This is a genomic window from Gimesia sp. (genome assembly GCF_048262075.1).
Taxonomy (GTDB): domain Bacteria; phylum Planctomycetota; class Planctomycetia; order Planctomycetales; family Planctomycetaceae; genus Gimesia.
In genome coordinates this window covers 377,363-394,412 of the sequence record NZ_JBLXFK010000006.1, presented here as the reverse complement: position 1 = coordinate 394,412, position 17,050 = coordinate 377,363, and the positions used below count along the sequence as shown (strand labels likewise).

Below are 17,050 nucleotides of genomic sequence, written 5' to 3'. Positions count from 1 at the left end.
TATAGAAGTGAGTCAACAACAGGCTGTGGAACGATCGTCTGATGTTCTGCACAGCCTGTTGTATTTCTATCAATAATAATGTGGTTCATTCAGCTTTATCTTCTGGAAAGAAGCGAACCAGAGTTTCTTTACTGGGTGGCGGCGTGACCAGGGAAACCAGGATCATCGCGGTTGCCGAAGCAACGACCATCGTCGCTACGGGCATCATACCCAGAAAAGTATAATCAGGATTTAAAGCGTATTGGGCTTCCTTAAACAGATACAGCCAGGATCCAATGGCGACAATGACACCAGCATAGGTTCCCGCTTTGGTGAGCCGTTTCCAATAGACGGCGGCAAAAATGATCGGGAACAAACTGGAGAAGCCACTAAAGCACCAGACCCCCAGCGTGAAGACCCGTCTCGGTTCCAGCAGACTGAAGCCGTAGGTGATCGCCACAATCACAATAATAAACATGCGGGCCATGAAGACAACCTGCTTATCGGTAAAACGATCTTTTCCGCCGTAATGTACGACAATGTCTTCGGTAAACATGGTGCCGATACAGAGGAACTGACTGTCGAGTGACGACATGATGGCCGCCAGAATCCCCGCTGTCAGGAATCCGGCCAGGACAGGTGAGGTCATCTTTTTCACCATCGCTGCCAGCACTGCATTCGCCGGGAAGTGGGGCGGGAAGAGTGGCGCACCGTTGAAAGTGGCAGACGTTGCCCAGATACCGACCAGTACACAGGGAACCCAGACGATCATAATGAAGAGCGGGTGAGCGACCACAGGCAGTTTGAATGTGGCAGCGCTGCGTGCTGTCAGCCAGTGCTGAAACAGGTGAGGAAACATACCGACCGAGAGAGGCACGAAGAAGTAAGTGAAGAAGACCAGCTTACTCATCGGGTGTGGTGCATCGGGTGCCCAGCTGCTGGCGCGATACACGCCGAGTGCTTTTTTGATACTCCATTTTTTCCCTTTAGAGGGATCGTTCGGATCCAGGTCATGCTCGGGGTGACCAATGTTCTCTGCAAAGATCAACTGAGCCTTTTCATCTTCGGCATTGTCTCTACGAGGGTATTCACGGAGATCATGATGAGCCATCAATCCCTGTTTCCATTTATCAGGAAAGGGATCGGGCATGACGCGGTCGTCCTGAGTCAGCAGGGCTTTATTGACCTGTTCGTTGGTGAGTTTATAGAGCTCATTTTTACTGGCGTAGACGGCTTCCGCGGTGGTTTGCCAATTAGGGAATCGTGGCTTGAATTCTTTGTAGGCTTCGGCTTTCTGCTCGTCGGTCAGTTTCAAAGTTTTAAGAATCCGACGGGCATAATTGTATTTCGCAATTAAGGTCCAGGTCTGATAACGTTCTGCGTAACGTGTTCGGTCCGCCGGATCGACGGCCCGCATTAACTTGGACGGATTCTTTTCCAGAACGGCATGGCTGGCAGCATCGAGCCCGCCCAGCTTGTTTGAAATCACCACAAAGGTGACGACACCCAGAACCATAAACACGATGGTCTGGAAGGTATTGGCCCAGGCCGTGCCCCGCATCCCCCCGAAGAAAACATAGATCAATACCACCAGGCTGATGACCAGAGATCCAAGCCAGGGGGGCACGCCGTAGTCGTAGGCAGCAAAGGAGCTTTCAAAGGCTCCTTCTGTGATACTGCTGATGACCACGCCGGATGACATTACGCCGATCAGGAGGTAGGGAATGACCAGTCCGACGAGGATCGGGAACAGAATGATTCCAATCCGGTCACTTTCCAGGCGGTCCCGGAAAAACTGGATTTGTGTGGTGTACCCGTATTTGTATCCCCAGGACCAGAGTTTAATCCCCAGCAGAAAGAAGCAGAGTGAGTGAATGATCCCACTGGATGAGGCCAGCATCCCGTAGACGCCGACTCCTTCTTTGTAGGCTTCACCACTGGATCCGACGAGCGCGAAGGCGGTCATCGTTGTTCCAAAAATGGACATCAGCAGCAGAAAAGGGCCAATCGAGTGGCTGGCCAGCATGTAATCCTTACTGGTTCCCTTAAACAGCCGACTGGAGAACACACCCAGAAACAACAATAGAGATAAATAGATTCCGATAATTACCAGCTGGGTCATTATTCTGTTTCTCCTGTTTCCTGGGCCTGAGCAGGTGGTTCTTTTGCAACTTCTTCAAGGTGATGTGGCCAGGCAAATTTGGTTGCCAGGAACCAGACAATGGCTGCACCGATGGAGATACCCGTCTGATAAAGCAGACTGATCGGCATGAAGCCGAGGATGAGACGTTTGTCGTCCCACAACCAGTTATCCTGGTGAATGATGATAAGCAGGACAACCAGGCCATAGATGGTGTATCTCATAAGTCATCTTTTCTATGTTGACAGAGTTACTTCAGGTGGGTTTGCTAATGCCGGATAATATAGTACGGGTATGGGCGGGAAGCAGGATGCGCTGGATCCCGCTGATTCGCACTGGGGGCCTATTGTGACAAATTCTCCGGAGAGTCACAATGTATCGGTTAGAATTGTGTCAATAAACCGGCTGATCTCAATGGGCACCGACATGAAGTGTTAACGTTGATTTACACAAATTCATGTTTCACAGGCGGGGAAGCGTCTTAAAATTCTCAGGAAGATTCCAGACTTGCAAATGCTGGGAAGTCTTCTCAGAATGGTGGTTTACACAGGATTGTTGATCATTTTCGATTAAGGTTATTAGAGAATTTGGGGGATAGATGTTTCGTCTTGCACTGGTCGGTTTATTTGCTTTTCAATTTCTGCTGACTTCGACAGCATTTGCACAGGCTCCCAAAGGGGATAAAAAATTTGCGATTCTCGATATCGAGCAAGCCGACGAGGACTTTCCGTATCAGGGGGAATACTATGGTCTGATCGGCAATGACTGTTCCTGGTGTGGTCAAGCAGCACTGGGTTTACAGGTCGTTGCTCACGGCGATGGTCAGTTTATTGCTTCCCTGTATCAGGGTGGACTGCCGGGAAATGGCTGGGATCGATCCGCACGCGTAGAGTTGAAAGGGGTACGGCAAGGAGATGTATTATTCCTGACAGGCGGTGATTTTCAGTTGCAGGTTCTGCATGGGGGTGTCGTCGATGTTCGGGATGAGGCAGGACATCTGCTCGGTCAGTTGCTGAAAACTCAGCGTCGCAGCATCACTCTGGGGGCCACCCCACCCCCCGGGTCAACGATTCTGTTCGATGGTACTTCGACCGATATGCTGAAAGGCGCCGAAATGACAGAAGAAGGACTGTTGAAAGAGGGCACCGAATTCAAGAATACTTACCGGAGTTTCCGTTTGCATCTGGAATTTCGTCTGCCTTATATGCCTTACGCAACCGGACAGGCACGCAGTAACAGCGGTGTTTATCTGCAGAGTCGCTATGAAGTCCAGATCCTTGATTCCTTCGGGCTGGAAGGGGTGGAGAATGAATGCGGCGGTCTGTACAAGCAGAAGCGGGGTGATGTAAATATGTGTTTTCCACCTCTCAGCTGGCAGACCTATGACATTGCTTTTGTGGCACCCAAGTTCAATGCCGAAGGAAAAAAGATCAAGAACGCCTTTATCACAGTGCTGCTGAATGGGGTCCCCGTGCACCAGGATTACTCCATCACCGCAAAAACCGGCGGAGGTAAGCAGGAAGGACCCGACCTGTTTCCGATCAAGTTGCAGGATCATTCGAATCCAGTCCGCTTCCGGAATATCTGGATCGTGGATTTAAGTCACCAGCCGGATCCGGTCTATTGCACGCCTTGCCGGTCTCTGGCCTGCGACCCGTAATTCAGAAAGCGAAGTCATCTGCGGAAGTTTGTTCGGAAGAATCGATTCAGCACCAGATTTACCGTTCGCATCTTGCCTTGCTGTAGGGAACCGGTACAATAGGGCTGCAGCGTCATAAGCTGCCGTCCTGTACGAGTATACGAATAGAAATGACTGTTTGAATTCACTCGAACTATTGTACTTTTCCGGTTTGAAGCCAAGATGGGAAAGGACAGCGCACGGAAAGTCTGTAGACCTGATGGATTACTCACTCATAGCAATTCTTGCTTTAGCAGTCGCGTTGATACTGCTGGTCGCCGAGATCTTTCTCCCTTCCGGGGGACTGATTGCATTGCTGTCTTTGTCGAGCATTGCGGCTTCGGTCTGGGCAGCGTGGATGGCGTGGTGGGAAACGAGTCCGGGATTGTGGTGGACTTATATTGCCAGCGTGATTGTGCTGATTCCCACTACGTTGGGGTTTGCTGTGCGTTTTTTTCCTAATACTGCCTGGGGGAAAAAAGTGATTCACGAAGTTCCGACCTTGGATGAGGTGACAGGTTTCCAGGAGGAAACCGAGCATTTACGGTCGTTGATCGGAAAGGTTGGAAAAACGCAAACTCTTTTGAACCCCAGCGGGTTTGTACTCGTTAATCATGAAAGGCACCACTGCGAGAGCCAGGGAATGATTGTGGATTCGCAGGTGGACGTCGAAATTATCGCAGTGGAAGGGACCAGGCTGGTCGTCAAAGTTGTCAAACAGCCGGTTGCAGATGAGACAAGGTCGGAAGAGGGATCAACTGCCACCGATGAGAGCACGGTTGATGAGTCACTCGATTTTGATGTACCAGAGAACTGAATCTGATGGTCGTCTCTGGATACTGAACGTTATTTAATTTACAATACGCAAGTCATAATGGAGTAGCAGGTTTAGATAGTTGATTTCAGCTGTTTCTGAACGTCACCTGGATCTACATTTTCATAGGATTGGAAAGCAGAAATGAACGCCTTGAATCTTTTCGCTGCCGAAGCCGGAGGCAGCTCCACAATTGTCTGGATTGTCGGGGTTGTTGTTTTTCTCGGCGTGCTGGTGTTTTTCGCGGTCTTCGCCCGTTTTGCCGGGTTGTGGATCCAGTGTAAAATGACGAATGCCAGGATCTCATTTCCCAATCTGGTCATGATGACGATTCGAAAAGTGAATCCTACCATTATCGTTCGCAGTAAAATTATGGCGATTCAGGCAGGGGTCACCCGTACTTATGACATCTCCACGCGCGATCTGGAAGCACATTATCTCGCGGGGGGAAATGTGCCGAATGTGATTCGGGCATTGATTGCCGCCCAACGGGCAAAGATTGATCTGGACTGGCAGTCGGCCCAGGCAATTGACCTGGCCGGTCGGGATATTCTGGATGCGGTCCGGACGAGCGTTTATCCCAAGGTCATCGACTGTCCGGATTCACGTAAGACAAACAGCACACTCGATGCGGTGGCCGGCGATGGAATTCAGTTGAATGTACGAGCCCGTGTCACTGTGCGGACCAACCTGAAACAGCTGGTCGGTGGTGCCACCGAAGAGACAGTGATTGCACGCGTCGGACAGGGGATCGTGCAGGCCATCGGTTCAACGGAATCCTATAAACTGGTACTGGAAAACCCCGATAAGATCACCCAGATCGTATTGAATGAAGGTCTGGAGAAGCAGACAGCTTACACGATTGTATCGATTGATATTGCCGACATTGATGTGGGCGAAAATATTGGTGCCCGCTTGCAGGCAGATCACGCGGAAGCGGAAATGCGGGTTGCTCAGGCCAAAGCGGAACAGCGTCGTGCGGAACAAAAAGCGCGCGAGCAGGAAATGGTAGCGTTGACTCAGGAAAACCGGGCGAAAGTGGTATTGGCAGAAGCCAAGGTTCCGCAGTCCATCGCCAGCGCATTTCGTAGCAAGAAAATGGGCCTGATGGATTATTATGAACTGAAAAATGTTCAAGCTGATACGAAGATGCGTGATGCGATTGCTACTCCCGAGCGGGATATGTCTGCTGCGAATTAAGTTATTCCCCAGACGTTTATATACTGAGATGGATCTACAGGCCGGATTTTAAGACAGGAATCAAGTGATGGAATTTCCCATACTGGCAGCAGGCGATGATATTATCGGTGTGATTGTCGGGGTCATTTTCCTGTTGATCAGTGCTGCGAGTGCCATCGGCAATATAGCCAAGGAAAAAAATAAGCCGCAACCAGGCAAGGTCAAAGAGAAAGCTGCTTTGCAGAAAGAGCTGGAAAATTTTCTGCAAGAGGCCATGAATCCCCAGGCGAAAAAAGAGAAACCAGCCGAAGTCGATTTCTTCGAAGACGATGTCCAGGCTACAACCAGCGTTCAGCAGCCTCCCCCCCGACGTCGCCGGGAAAAACAAAATTTGCAACCACAGCGGCGTCGGAATAAGCTACCCCAAAAAGCGGCAGTCCCACAAAAAACGGTGAAAGAGCCCAAGGTTCATATTTCCGCCCGGGAACGCGCAGAGCAGCAGGAAGAAGAACGTCAGAAGCGATTAGGCGGCTCAATGCGTGAGCGGATTGAGAAGCGGCAGAAGAAACATCTTCAAACCACGATTCACAGCAAGATCGACAAGGAGGCCAGTCGCCCTCAGTCGGAACTCTTTGGTTCACGAAACAGTGAAACCCGGCATGCCTCTGATGATAAAAGAGGGGGAAGCAGAAAGATTCGAGAGTTGCTGCGCGACCGTCAATCATTTCAGCAGGCTATCATTCTGAACGAAATACTCTCGCCACCTCTGTCCCGGCGCCGTTCCTGATCATGAATTTGTGTCACAACATATCGCTTTGGTTTTGTCTGCAGATGCTGCAGCGCGGGAACGATGCAAATGAGTAAAGCAGATTCACCTCTTGATGTGTTATTGTTTGCAGGGCCTTTTGAAGTGAGAGGTACCTCAGCATACACTTTGAGACTGGCGCAATACACGGCCGCTTATGGTATCAAAAGCAGGGTAATCTGTCCCAATGCGACGAAAGTCGATCCCAGTATGCTGGCGAAGCTGGATATTAAGGAATACCGGAACCTGAATGTGCCGATACTGGGGCACATGATTTTACATCTCGTGAAACAGGAACTGGAAAAGAAGCCCCCCGATTTGATTCATATTCAGTCACGGCATGTTTTACCCCAGGGACAATGGCTGGCCCGCAAACTGAAACGCCCCTTTCTGCTGACTGTGAATGACTACCTGCAGAGTGATGAGCGTCTGCGGATTGATATGCGGTGGTGCAAGGGGATCATTACGGTCAGCGAGTCAGTCAAAAAAGATCTGATAGCCCGTACCGGTCTGCCCGAAGATTTTGTACTGGTGATTTCCAGTGGCGTGGATGTACCTGAGCAGTCTCAGCATGTCCCTGTTCTGGCTCGCGATCATCAGCCAGTTGTCGGTACAGCAGGGCCGCTGGAGGCCATCAAAGGGTTGCCTTATTTTCTGGGAGCAGCCAGTCGCGTTCTGGAAGTGAATCCACAAGTCCAGTTTCTGGTGTCGGGAGCAGGTCCGGAGGAAAGTAATTTGCGGCATCTGGTTCGTGATCTGGAAATCTCTGAAAACGTAACCTTTGTCCCTAATCTTTATGACTTTTCCATCTCCCTGGAAGCGATGGACATTTTCTGTCTGGCGTCCCTCAGGCAGGGGCTGGGTACGATCATGCTGGAAGCGATGGCATTAGCCAAGCCTGTGATCGCGACCGGGGTGGGCGGAATCTATTCTGTAATCCGCGATGGGGAAACAGGGCTGGTGATTCCTCCCTCAAACAGTGAAATACTGGCAAACAGTATACTGAAGCTACTGGACGACCCGTTGAAAGCACGTGCGATGGGAGAATCTGCCCGGGAACTGGTCCGGCAGGAATTCCGGGTGGAGACCATGGTTGAGAAAACTGTGGAACAGTATAAACTGGCATTGCAGGTTCCGGTCTGATCACTGGGAACTGAGACAGTCGATCACTGCCGGAACAGTGGTTCTCCCCTCACGTTACTGGGTACAGGAATGCAAGCAGAAATAATCGCGATTGGCAGTGAGCTGACCAACGGAGAAAAACTGGATACCAACAGTCAGTGGCTGAGTACAGAACTGGCCGCGATTGGCATCTCCACTCATTTTCATACGACGATCGCCGACAATCTGGATGAAATCGCAGTCCAGTTTCGCCTTTCAGTGCAACGTTCTGATCTGATCCTGATTACAGGAGGGCTGGGGCCGACACTGGATGACCTGACCCGTCAGGCTTTGGCAGAATTAACAGAGACGGATCTTGTACTGGATGAAAAATCCATGGAGATCATCGAGGCGATGTTTCAGCAGCGTGCGCGCGAGATGCCCGAGCGGAATCGAATTCAGGCCATGTTTCCTCAGGGCGCAGAACCGATTCAGAATGATCATGGCACTGCTCCGGGTATCTGGATGGAAGTCCCTCGTGATGATGGAAAATCAGTCTGCCTGATTGCCGCGATGCCGGGAGTTCCCTCAGAAATGAAGCCGATGTTTTATCAGTCGGTATTACCGCGGGTGACTCGTGGGACGAATATGATTCGCTTTGCGAGGATCAACTGCTTCGGAGTCGGGGAATCGAAAACCGAAGAATTGCTGGGCGATATTACAAGTCGAGGTCGTGATCCGGAAGTGGGCATCACGGCACATGAAGCCACCATTACCCTGCGAATAAAGGCTGCAGGGAGTTCTCTGGAAGAGTGTGAGCAGAAGATAGCTGCGACGCATACATTGATTCAGGAGCGACTCGGTGAATTTATCTTTGGTTATGAAGACGAAGAGCTGGAACATATCGTGATGCTGTTGCTCAGCCAGAGGCAGCAATCACTGGCAACCTGTGAATGTGGCACTGGGGGATTGCTGTCCTATCGGCTGACAGAAGTCAATGGTTCCACTGACTGGTATGCAGGGGGAATTGTTTCTCGATTACAGTCGATCAACAAATACCTGGAGACAAAACCAGAGCAGGATACAGTTGCATTTGATGCAGAAGGCGCAGCTCAGATTGCGCAGACGACGAGAGAAAGATTTAACAGCGACTTCGCATTAGCGATCCTGCTCGATCCTCAACAATCCTGGCAGGATCCGGATCAGATACCGCAGGCGTATGTTGCTCTGGCGAATCGCGAGACAGAATGGGTGGAAGAAATTGGGCTGACGGTCAATCGGGCGATTGCGAAAAGCCGGGTCACCAAGGCTGCACTCAATCTGTTAAGACGGAATCTGATCCAAAATTAAAACATGGTCTGCGTTACAAAAGTGCTCAGGCAGCATGTAGCTTCCTGGCTTTTTGAGACCATTGAATCCAGTCGGTGATTTCTTTGAAGTCCGGTTTCTTTCCGCCGCGAATAATCTGCTGCCCTTCGCTGGTTTTAACAAATGATTTTACTTTGCCATATAATTCCTGAGGCGAAGTGCGGGCAATCTGGTCTGGCTCATAAAATCCGCAGGCAACCAGGATCTGTGCATCGTGGCCACGCAGCCCGGGGATACAACAGACGAGCTTTGTCTGTTTTTTCCAGACGCGGAGGGTGCGTTCTTTAATGTGAGAAACGTTCAACTGATTTGCGATGTTTTCCGGGTTACATTCCAGGAAATCATTAACCGAGAAGATCCCGACTTTTTCCAGGCGATGTGCTGTTTTCGGACCAATGGACGGGGCCTGTTCCACAGGCATGGATCGATTCAGGTAAAAGGGCGGGGTATTTGGCTTCGCATTACCGGACTCGGTATGCGAGCCATCCCTGCGATAGTCACGTCGTTCCTGTGGTTCTGGTTGTTGAGGTTTCTGTTCTGTGGCAGCAGGTTTGGACGGGTGAAATTTCCGCGCCTGATGTGCAGATTGAAACCATTGTTTCACAAGTGTTTCAGTGATCGTCGTCTCGTTAGACGTCTCAGTGGGAAGGCTGGATTCAATCAGCGACCAGAGTTCCGGGAATGACATGCTGGTGATATCGCCGGGTTCTGTGATCCCACACTGGACGAGAAACGCGGCCTGGTGCGGTTTGATTCCCCGAATACAGGATGCCAGTCTGGCCTGGCTCTGCCATTCAAAAATCAGTCCTGCAGTGATTTCTCCAGGTAATTGTGCAGCCAACTGATCTGCCGACGGAGACAGGAGCTGGGCAATCGAATGGATCTCAGCCTGGTTCAGTTTTTGAATCTGGGTCTGATTGAGAGAATGCAGTTTGTGAAGACGCGATGACCATTCCAGCTGATAAACCGGTTCAGTTACCAATGGGATATTCAGAACGGCTGTAGAGCTCTGGGGGGAAACTGAAGGTTGCGGCTGAAGATCAGACTGCACTGGTGACTTTGAGATAACTGGAGATGAGGCTTGCTGTGTTGAGTTCTCAGCTGTAAGCCAGACAGGAGGTCTACCCTGTTCTTCAAACAGTCGGGTTAAATGCAGATGACAGGTGAAAAAGAGGATCTGCTGACCTTTCTTTGCGACAGAGATCAGGGTTTGAATGGCGGCTTGGGTTCGGCTCTGGTCGAAATTGACAAGCACGTCGTCCAGGACCATGGGAAGTTCAACACCGTTGTTGCGGAAACGCTCGACCATGGCCAGTCGGATTGCCAGGAAGAGCTGTTCTCGTGTGCCACTACTCAGTTCGCTGACCGTGAGAGTGTGACCTTCGTTGTCATCGACTTTGGGATATTGTTCGCCCAGGGGAGTCCAGATATTAGAGTATTTCCCATTGGTTAACTGCCTCAGGTAATCAGAGGCAATCGCGAGTGTTTCCGGCTGACTGGTACGTTCAAATTCTGACTGCAGTTTCTGAAGACCGATGGCTGAAAGCTCTGTCGTAAACCAGTCTTCGCTTGTCTGTCTGATCTGTTCGTGTATCTGCTCGCGCTGAAATCGGAGTTGGACTGCGCTGCGATCGGTTTTTGCATTCTGGTAATCCTGTTTCAGACGCCCCATGTTTTCCGCAGCCGTGACCAGATCCTGTTCGATGTCTTCCAGTTCCAGATTCAACATGTCCAATTGCTCGGCATTCGCATTTGCATCGAAAACCAGCAGATCATCTTCGACTATGGCCATTTCCTGCTCAGACTGACTGGCTCGTTCCAGTTCCCGCTGCGCAGTCGCCAGCGTCTTTTCGATTTCGATACGTTCTGTCAGCGATGCGGCCCGTTTCACAAAATCTTCGCGGTTCGTAGCACCACCCTGGATGAGAAGTGTTGACCGCAGATGGTTGATTTCCTCCAGCTTTAATTTCAGGGAGTCTGCTTCCAGGCGCAGCCGCTGTTCTTCTTTCATCAGCCTGGCACGTTCTTTACGCTGGGTTGAAAGTGTTTCGAGTTCTCGCTCCCATGCAGTAACCTGTTCAAAGGGGGGGGCTGAATTCTGTTGGCTGCGATTCATCCGCAGGCTTAATTCGCGGACTCGTTTGAAATACATGTCAACAAGATCACCAGAGGGTTTGATTTTCTGTTGTTCCTGTTCCAACTGATTTCGGTAGAGGTTTGCCTGTGAAACCTGATGCCACATTCGGAACGCGTCATCTACTTTAAGAGTTTCGGTCAGTCCCAGTTGTTTCAGGCATTCACACCACTCATGCCGCTTGCTGCTGAAGTTGCGCTGGATTTCCTGTGACCGGTTCCTCAATTTGACCAGTAACTGGCGGGTTTTCTGAGCGCGTTCCTGGGACGTTTTCAACTGTTCCAGTTCAGCGATCTTGAACGCCAGTTCGTGCAAGAGATCGGTCCGAAGAATATTTTCATCATTGAAATTCAGCGCCGGCACAGTCTCCCGCTGCCGGTGACTGCTGAGGGAGTGCCCTTCCGACAGAGTTTTTAACGCGAAGTATTCATCTTCCATGATGCGATCGATTTCCTGGCGCGTCTCGCGCAGGTGGACGTCAAGGGCCCAGCTTTCATCCTGTAGTTCCTCAGCCTGATCCTGTACGTCGAGTTCGAAATGTTTTTTAATGGCCCAGGTGATGCCTCCCAGAAACAGGCCACTCAGGCAGAAAATCAACCCCACCAGTTTCGCATCGGTGACACCTCGCCAGAAACCGGCGAGGACCAGGAATGCCCCGGCCAGCGCGAAACCGAACAATGTTTTCTTAGCCCACCCGGGCAGACGCGAGTTGGTTTGCAGGCGTTCGAGCTGTTCTTTGACCGCTTCCTGGCGAATGACAAACTCCGACTCTCTTAACCGTAACTGGCTGAGTCGTTCGAGATGCTTCATGCGCTCCCGGGCTCGCTTGAGTTCTACTTCTGTGGAATGTCCGTTGAGAAGTCGTGAAGACTGTTCCTGCAGTCTGGCTAGAGTCTGCTGATATTTACGCGACACTTTTTTATAGCGTCGGTGCGCATTTCTTCGCTTCGTTCCGGCAAGGCGATATTCGCGTGAGGCTTCAATCAGTCGCTGGTTATTATCAGGAGTGGTTTTGATATGAGAAATATCACCCAGATGGTGATTGCGGCTCAGGTAGTTCTTAAGGGTTGTCTCTAACTCCTGTACGCGGGTGATGCCTGATTTGTGCTGCTGTTCCAGATCCGTCATCCATAGTTTCTGATCAACCAGACTCTGGATATTGGGCGCAAAGTTTAATAATTCATTGTCGAGTTCCGCCTGCTCGATCTGTTTACGCAGACCACTGAGTTCTGCTTTAATCTCGATCAGCTTTGATTCAACCTGTTTGATTTCCCGATCATATTCAGTCAGCAGATTCACGCCATCTTTGGGGAAATCGTGGACGACGGGCAATCGCTTCAACTGCTGCTGCAGGTCTTGCACTTCCTGCCACGGTTTCCAGACCCGGTCCAGGAATCGATGCCCCCGGATCTGATACTGAAGTCCGGATTTTCGTTTTTTCAGGCTGTCCGACTCGGCACGAATTTTTTGCAGGTCGTTAGACAGATTGAAAAAACGCTGTGATTGTTGTTCCAGGTCTGCGAGTTGTGCATTGATTTCCTCCAACTGCTGATACAGGTCTGGTAATTTTCCGCTTTTGGCATCGCGGCTGAGGAGTGACTGCCGGGACTGACTGACCTGTTTTGATGCATCGAGAATCGCCTGACCTTCCGGCCCGAGTGTCAAGCCATAGATATGCTGGGCGACCTGATCGCCGTGCAGAGTTCCCAACTCCTGAAGTTCATTCAACCCGATGGCGAATACATTTTCATAAACACTTTCATTCACTCCCGCCTGGAGTGAGGTTAAAAGATCAGTGCCTGAAATTCCCCTGGTCTGACTCTGGAAAGAGAAGTGACCTCGTCCGTTCGCCGTGGTTTGTCTCTGGATTTCATAGAACTGTCCCCGGTGTCGTATATCCAATAGTGCAGACCAGGGTACAGAATCGGAAACACGTGAATGCTCGCGCAACTCGTCGGATTGAAAACCATAGAGGATCCCCCGAATCATGCGCATCAGCGTTGATTTACCCGTTTCGTTCGGGCCATAAAACACATTAATTCCCGGGTCGAGCGAAGCAAGATTCAGGTCCTGCCAGTTCCCGAACTGGTTTACATGGATTCTGGTTATTTTCATACGTGTACTTCCTCATCCGATGAAACATCGAGCCAAGTCTGTCCATTGTGGATGGCTGAGTTGAAGATCTGCTGTGCGTCCAGATGTTCGGTGACCGAATTCAGACGTTGCAACCAGCTTTGATCGAGGTGAGTGGCATGTGTGAGCAACTGATCCAGCGGGCGATCAGTCTCTGACTTGAACGCGTCCAGTTGGGCCTGGTACTGTTGAGCCAAAGTGGATTGCGTTCCGCGAAACTCTCTGTTTTCTGACAGCAGGTAAAACGATTGTTCAATGCCAACAGGAAGTCGTTCTTTGACAACCAGCGCCAATTCATTACTCAGGCTACCCTGATGTTTAAAACTTCTGAGCGATTCGAACAACTCACCCGATCCCTGAAACTGCCAGCGTACCATCCACAACTTTTCATCGCTGCCTCTGTTTTGGGACTGGAGCAATTCCTGCATCATTTGAGTCAGTTGAGATCGGGTTATTTCCGGTTGCAGGTTCAGTTCCAGTACCAGCCAGCGAACAGCCGCCAGTCGCAGTGTCCGCTGTTCCAGTTGCGCTTCCGTTCCCACTGTGACCAGGGTGACTCCGTTTTGTTCGTGCTCACTGAAATTGAGCCCCTGTGCTGTTCCCGGATGATGAGCGACACCGGGGTGCATTTCGAATGTATGTCTGTGAGTGCCTTTGCAGAGAGCCAGATAATCAACAGTCACCGCATTGGATTCTTCCGAACGCCACTCTTCCGGCACAAATTCATCAGGCAGTGTAAGCGGAATGTCGTGTGTCGAATGACCGGCAGTATCAAGCGGCTCTGTTGGTAGATTCGCGACAATCAATCCAATGGAAAGGGCACGTGCCTCCTGTTTGTTAAACAGTTGATTGCGCTGATTCAGTTTCATTGGTTGTGATAATTTACGGTTGGCAGATCCCAGAATCTGCAGGGTGGCAATGGTTTTGTCCTCGCGCAGAATATCGATTACATCATGGTCCTGAGGTGACAGGAACGTGATGTTGGCAGGCCAGTTGTACTGCAGATCCCAGGCGCTCAATGGATCGTGCTGTCCGGGAACGATGAAAACCTGAATCTGATCCGCAGCCAGTTTTTGAAAGCCTTCAATTAATGCGATGCGGGCGCGAATGCTGAAGTCATCAGCAACAAAGGAATTGCCACTCAGCAGGAGAAAGTCAATTTCATGTTCTCGGCAGGCGTCGATCAAGTGGGAAAACGTCTCGAGGGTACAATCTTCAAGGATCGTCTGAGATTCAATGGAAACTGCGCCGACCCCTTGCGCCTGATGGTCCAGTCGCAGATTACTGGCATGGATAAACCGGGTTGGTACAAATGGCATGGCAGACTCCTTTCCGCCGCTCAGCCTGCTGACGTCAATTGTTCCACAATGTGACCGGGGATGCAGGTGGCAGTGATGCTTGTATGAATTGCAATTTTGTCTGGAAGTGTACTTCACTCCGCAGTTTAAGAAAAGTGGAGTCTGTGGAAAATGTCCCTGTACCGTGGCTGAAATTCCAGAAGACAAAGGCAGGCCTGTATAGCAGAACCGAAACTGGACTGTGTCCGGTTTTACAGTAGCGTCTTCAGGGGGATTGGGACCGCGTATTCAGAGCCAGGAGACACTACGCTAAGATGTGATGTGGCCTAGTTTCCCAGCCAGTTTGTTACATCCGGGTCATGGTAGGTGTCAACCAGTGCGTGTGAAACTGTGGCCACTAACTCCTGGCGTTTGAAAGGTTTAGATAGTACTTCGTAGGCTTTCGCTTCGGAAGCATCCTGCCTTAATTCGTCAGTCGCATCTGCGGTGATCAAAATACAGGGGAGCATGGCATTGATCTGTTTCATCAGCCGCATGGCTTCCAGACCGGTAAGAATGTCCATATGCATGTCTAGTAGAACGATGTCGACAGAAATCTGTTCAACCAGTTCAACGGCTTCCTCACCTGATTCAGCCTCGATGAGTCTGAAATAAGGAGCCAGCACTTCCTTGAGGATAGCGCGAAACCCGGAATCATCATCAGCAATCAGTAGCTGATAAGGGGCCTGTGATCTGGCATTAACCATGTGACATCTCACCAAGTAATCCGGAAGGTCACCGCAGCAGCGGATATTTATGATAACCTTAGTTTGAAACGGGAATCCTGCAAATAGCTTTTTATGTACTTCAGGTTAAGCAAATCAGATACCATTGTCATGAAGAAAAATAATTCTGATTATAAGTCGTTTTATATATAACGGATAGGGTTATTCTTAGAGCTCAGGGGAAAGAGGGTGACATTGAGGATTTCGTACATTCCCCGTGCAGTCGCTGTCAAATAGGCAGTAATTTCAAAACGAGTTGTAAACCCTCAGCGCATCACATTGAACCATAGCATCTTCCAGTCTGATAGACTCGGCCAAAATGTTCCTGAAGACGTTACAGTAAAAAGAGACACTATCTGGATTGATATCGAAGGCCGGCTCGTGTCTACGCTTTATCAATTAGATCTGTCGTCTGGATGGACTCAGATCAAGCGGATCGTTTTCTAGGGAGAGGGTCAGCAGGAGTTGTTGACGGCTCTGGAAATCCGAGCTCTTCCCTCTGGGAGCTGTGTTCGACCATTTGCGAAAAAAAGTCGATCAGCGCCGAGTCAAATTTTTCCATCTGGGCGAAGCGGCCTGCATTGTGAATGGCGCCTGGTAAAGAGCAGATCGTGATGTGGGCATTATGGATCCGCTTCACAATCAACTGTGTCATCCGGGGAACCACACTCTGGTCTTTTTCTCCCGTGAAAAATAACAGGTTTCGATTCTTCAGAAGTTTGACGCGCGGTTTCAGATTGATGTAGCGGCAGCCCTGCCGCCGTTGTGAATACCAGATCATTATCCGAAAAGCGCGGATGACTTCCGAAGTGGGTACGATTTGAATAAACAGTCGCGGCAGGAAACGTTCTCCCCAGCGAATCGCGTGATCCAGGAAGAGTTCCTCATTCAGGAAGGCACCTTCACAGGCAACGAATTGGATTTCAGGAGCTTTTGCAGCAACCGCGAGCGCAGTACCCGCCCCGCGACTCATCCCCAGCATCCCCAGTGGCAATTGCGAAAGTTCTGGTTGAGTTCGCAGGTATTGGATGGCGGACCTGGCATCATTGAGTTCATACTGTGAGAGCCAGTGAATTGACTGATAGCGGGAATCGGTTTCACTTTCGCCATGATTACGGAAGTCAAATGAAAAGACTGCAAAGCCTGCCTCCAGCAATCCTTGACATTGAAAGAGTGCGATTCGTCCTGTGGACTTAAATGGATGGCAGAAGAGTATGACACCTTTAGGATGAGCGGCTGCGGGAGTGGCAATGAAACCGTGGAGCATCAGGCCGTCTGTAGTGGGAAACGACACATCTCTGATCTGAATGTGCTCGTCGTTCTCCGGAAGTTGCGCGAGTGTGCCTATCAAATTGAATCGATCAGGCATCGGCGCAAACAGCACCGGGTAAGCTGCGCGCATGATGCAGTACTGGATTATCATTTCGACTGCGATTGCGCTCAAAACGCACCAAAGCAACCAACTCACTGCTGTCTCCCTGGTGGTGACACTACCAGTCCGCGTTGCAGACAGGCTCTGTTTTCAAATTAGATGTGGACTCTTGATTCCGGGATCATCGACGTACATAACTTAGTGTGTAAATCTGCTTTGAATTTACACGCGCGTAGTTTACCCGGTTTTGCCATGAGCGCCTTGATCAATTTCACAGGTCTGAGC

The 17,050-nt window shown here is 50.4% G+C and carries 12 protein-coding genes; 6 read left to right on the top strand and 6 right to left on the bottom strand.

Going from position 1 to position 17,050, the window contains the following annotated elements; all coding sequences use genetic code 11:
- Positions 1-85 precede the first annotated feature (85 nt).
- Together ACN0YH_RS14840 and ACN0YH_RS14835 are read right to left on the bottom strand one after the other, a co-directional pair.
- Positions 86-2,101, bottom strand: a complete 2,016-nt coding sequence (locus ACN0YH_RS14840) for a sodium:solute symporter family protein (RefSeq protein WP_417380353.1) — start codon at positions 2,099-2,101, stop codon at positions 86-88.
- Positions 2,101-2,343, bottom strand: a complete 243-nt coding sequence (locus ACN0YH_RS14835) for a DUF3311 domain-containing protein (RefSeq protein WP_417380352.1) — start codon at positions 2,341-2,343, stop codon at positions 2,101-2,103. The genes ACN0YH_RS14840 and ACN0YH_RS14835 overlap by 1 nt, the downstream gene beginning before the upstream one ends.
- 374 nt (positions 2,344-2,717) lie before the next feature.
- Between ACN0YH_RS14835 and ACN0YH_RS14830 the strand changes: the two genes are divergently transcribed.
- From ACN0YH_RS14830 to ACN0YH_RS14805, 6 genes are all read left to right on the top strand, one after another.
- On the top strand, positions 2,718-3,779 hold the full coding sequence (locus tag ACN0YH_RS14830; RefSeq protein ID WP_417380351.1) for a 3-keto-disaccharide hydrolase: 1,062 nt from the start codon (positions 2,718-2,720) through the stop codon (positions 3,777-3,779).
- A 238-nt stretch (positions 3,780-4,017) separates the two neighbouring features.
- A complete protein-coding gene (locus tag ACN0YH_RS14825; protein WP_417380350.1) occupies positions 4,018-4,614 on the top strand; it encodes a hypothetical protein in 597 nt (198 codons plus the stop codon).
- Between the two features lie 141 nt (positions 4,615-4,755).
- Positions 4,756-5,811: a flotillin-like protein FloA gene (gene floA, locus ACN0YH_RS14820; RefSeq protein ID WP_417380349.1), complete on the top strand. Its 1,056-nt coding sequence runs from the start codon at positions 4,756-4,758 to the stop codon at positions 5,809-5,811.
- A gap of 67 nt (positions 5,812-5,878) precedes the next feature.
- Positions 5,879-6,577, top strand: coding sequence for a hypothetical protein (locus ACN0YH_RS14815; protein WP_417380348.1), 699 nt, complete (start codon positions 5,879-5,881; stop codon positions 6,575-6,577).
- 69 nt (positions 6,578-6,646) lie between these two features.
- On the top strand, positions 6,647-7,738 hold the full coding sequence (locus ACN0YH_RS14810; protein WP_417380347.1) for a glycosyltransferase family 4 protein: 1,092 nt from the start codon (positions 6,647-6,649) through the stop codon (positions 7,736-7,738).
- A gap of 69 nt (positions 7,739-7,807) precedes the next feature.
- Positions 7,808-9,046, top strand: coding sequence for a CinA family nicotinamide mononucleotide deamidase-related protein (locus ACN0YH_RS14805; RefSeq protein WP_417380346.1), 1,239 nt, complete (start codon positions 7,808-7,810; stop codon positions 9,044-9,046).
- A 25-nt stretch (positions 9,047-9,071) separates the two neighbouring features.
- Here ACN0YH_RS14805 and ACN0YH_RS14800 read toward each other — a convergent pair whose 3' ends face one another.
- The 4 genes from ACN0YH_RS14800 to ACN0YH_RS14785 all read right to left on the bottom strand — a co-directional run bounded on the left by ACN0YH_RS14800 (position 9,072) and on the right by ACN0YH_RS14785 (position 16,861).
- On the bottom strand, positions 9,072-13,313 hold the full coding sequence (locus tag ACN0YH_RS14800; RefSeq protein ID WP_417380345.1) for a DUF4332 domain-containing protein: 4,242 nt from the start codon (positions 13,311-13,313) through the stop codon (positions 9,072-9,074).
- A complete protein-coding gene (locus ACN0YH_RS14795; RefSeq protein ID WP_417380344.1) occupies positions 13,310-14,650 on the bottom strand; it encodes a metallophosphoesterase family protein in 1,341 nt (446 codons plus the stop codon). The genes ACN0YH_RS14800 and ACN0YH_RS14795 overlap by 4 nt, the downstream gene beginning before the upstream one ends.
- A gap of 305 nt (positions 14,651-14,955) precedes the next feature.
- Positions 14,956-15,375: a response regulator gene (locus ACN0YH_RS14790; protein WP_417380343.1), complete on the bottom strand. Its 420-nt coding sequence runs from the start codon at positions 15,373-15,375 to the stop codon at positions 14,956-14,958.
- Between the two features lie 445 nt (positions 15,376-15,820).
- Positions 15,821-16,861, bottom strand: a complete 1,041-nt coding sequence (locus ACN0YH_RS14785; protein WP_417380342.1) for an alpha/beta hydrolase — start codon at positions 16,859-16,861, stop codon at positions 15,821-15,823.
- Positions 16,862-17,050: the final 189 nt, after the last annotated feature.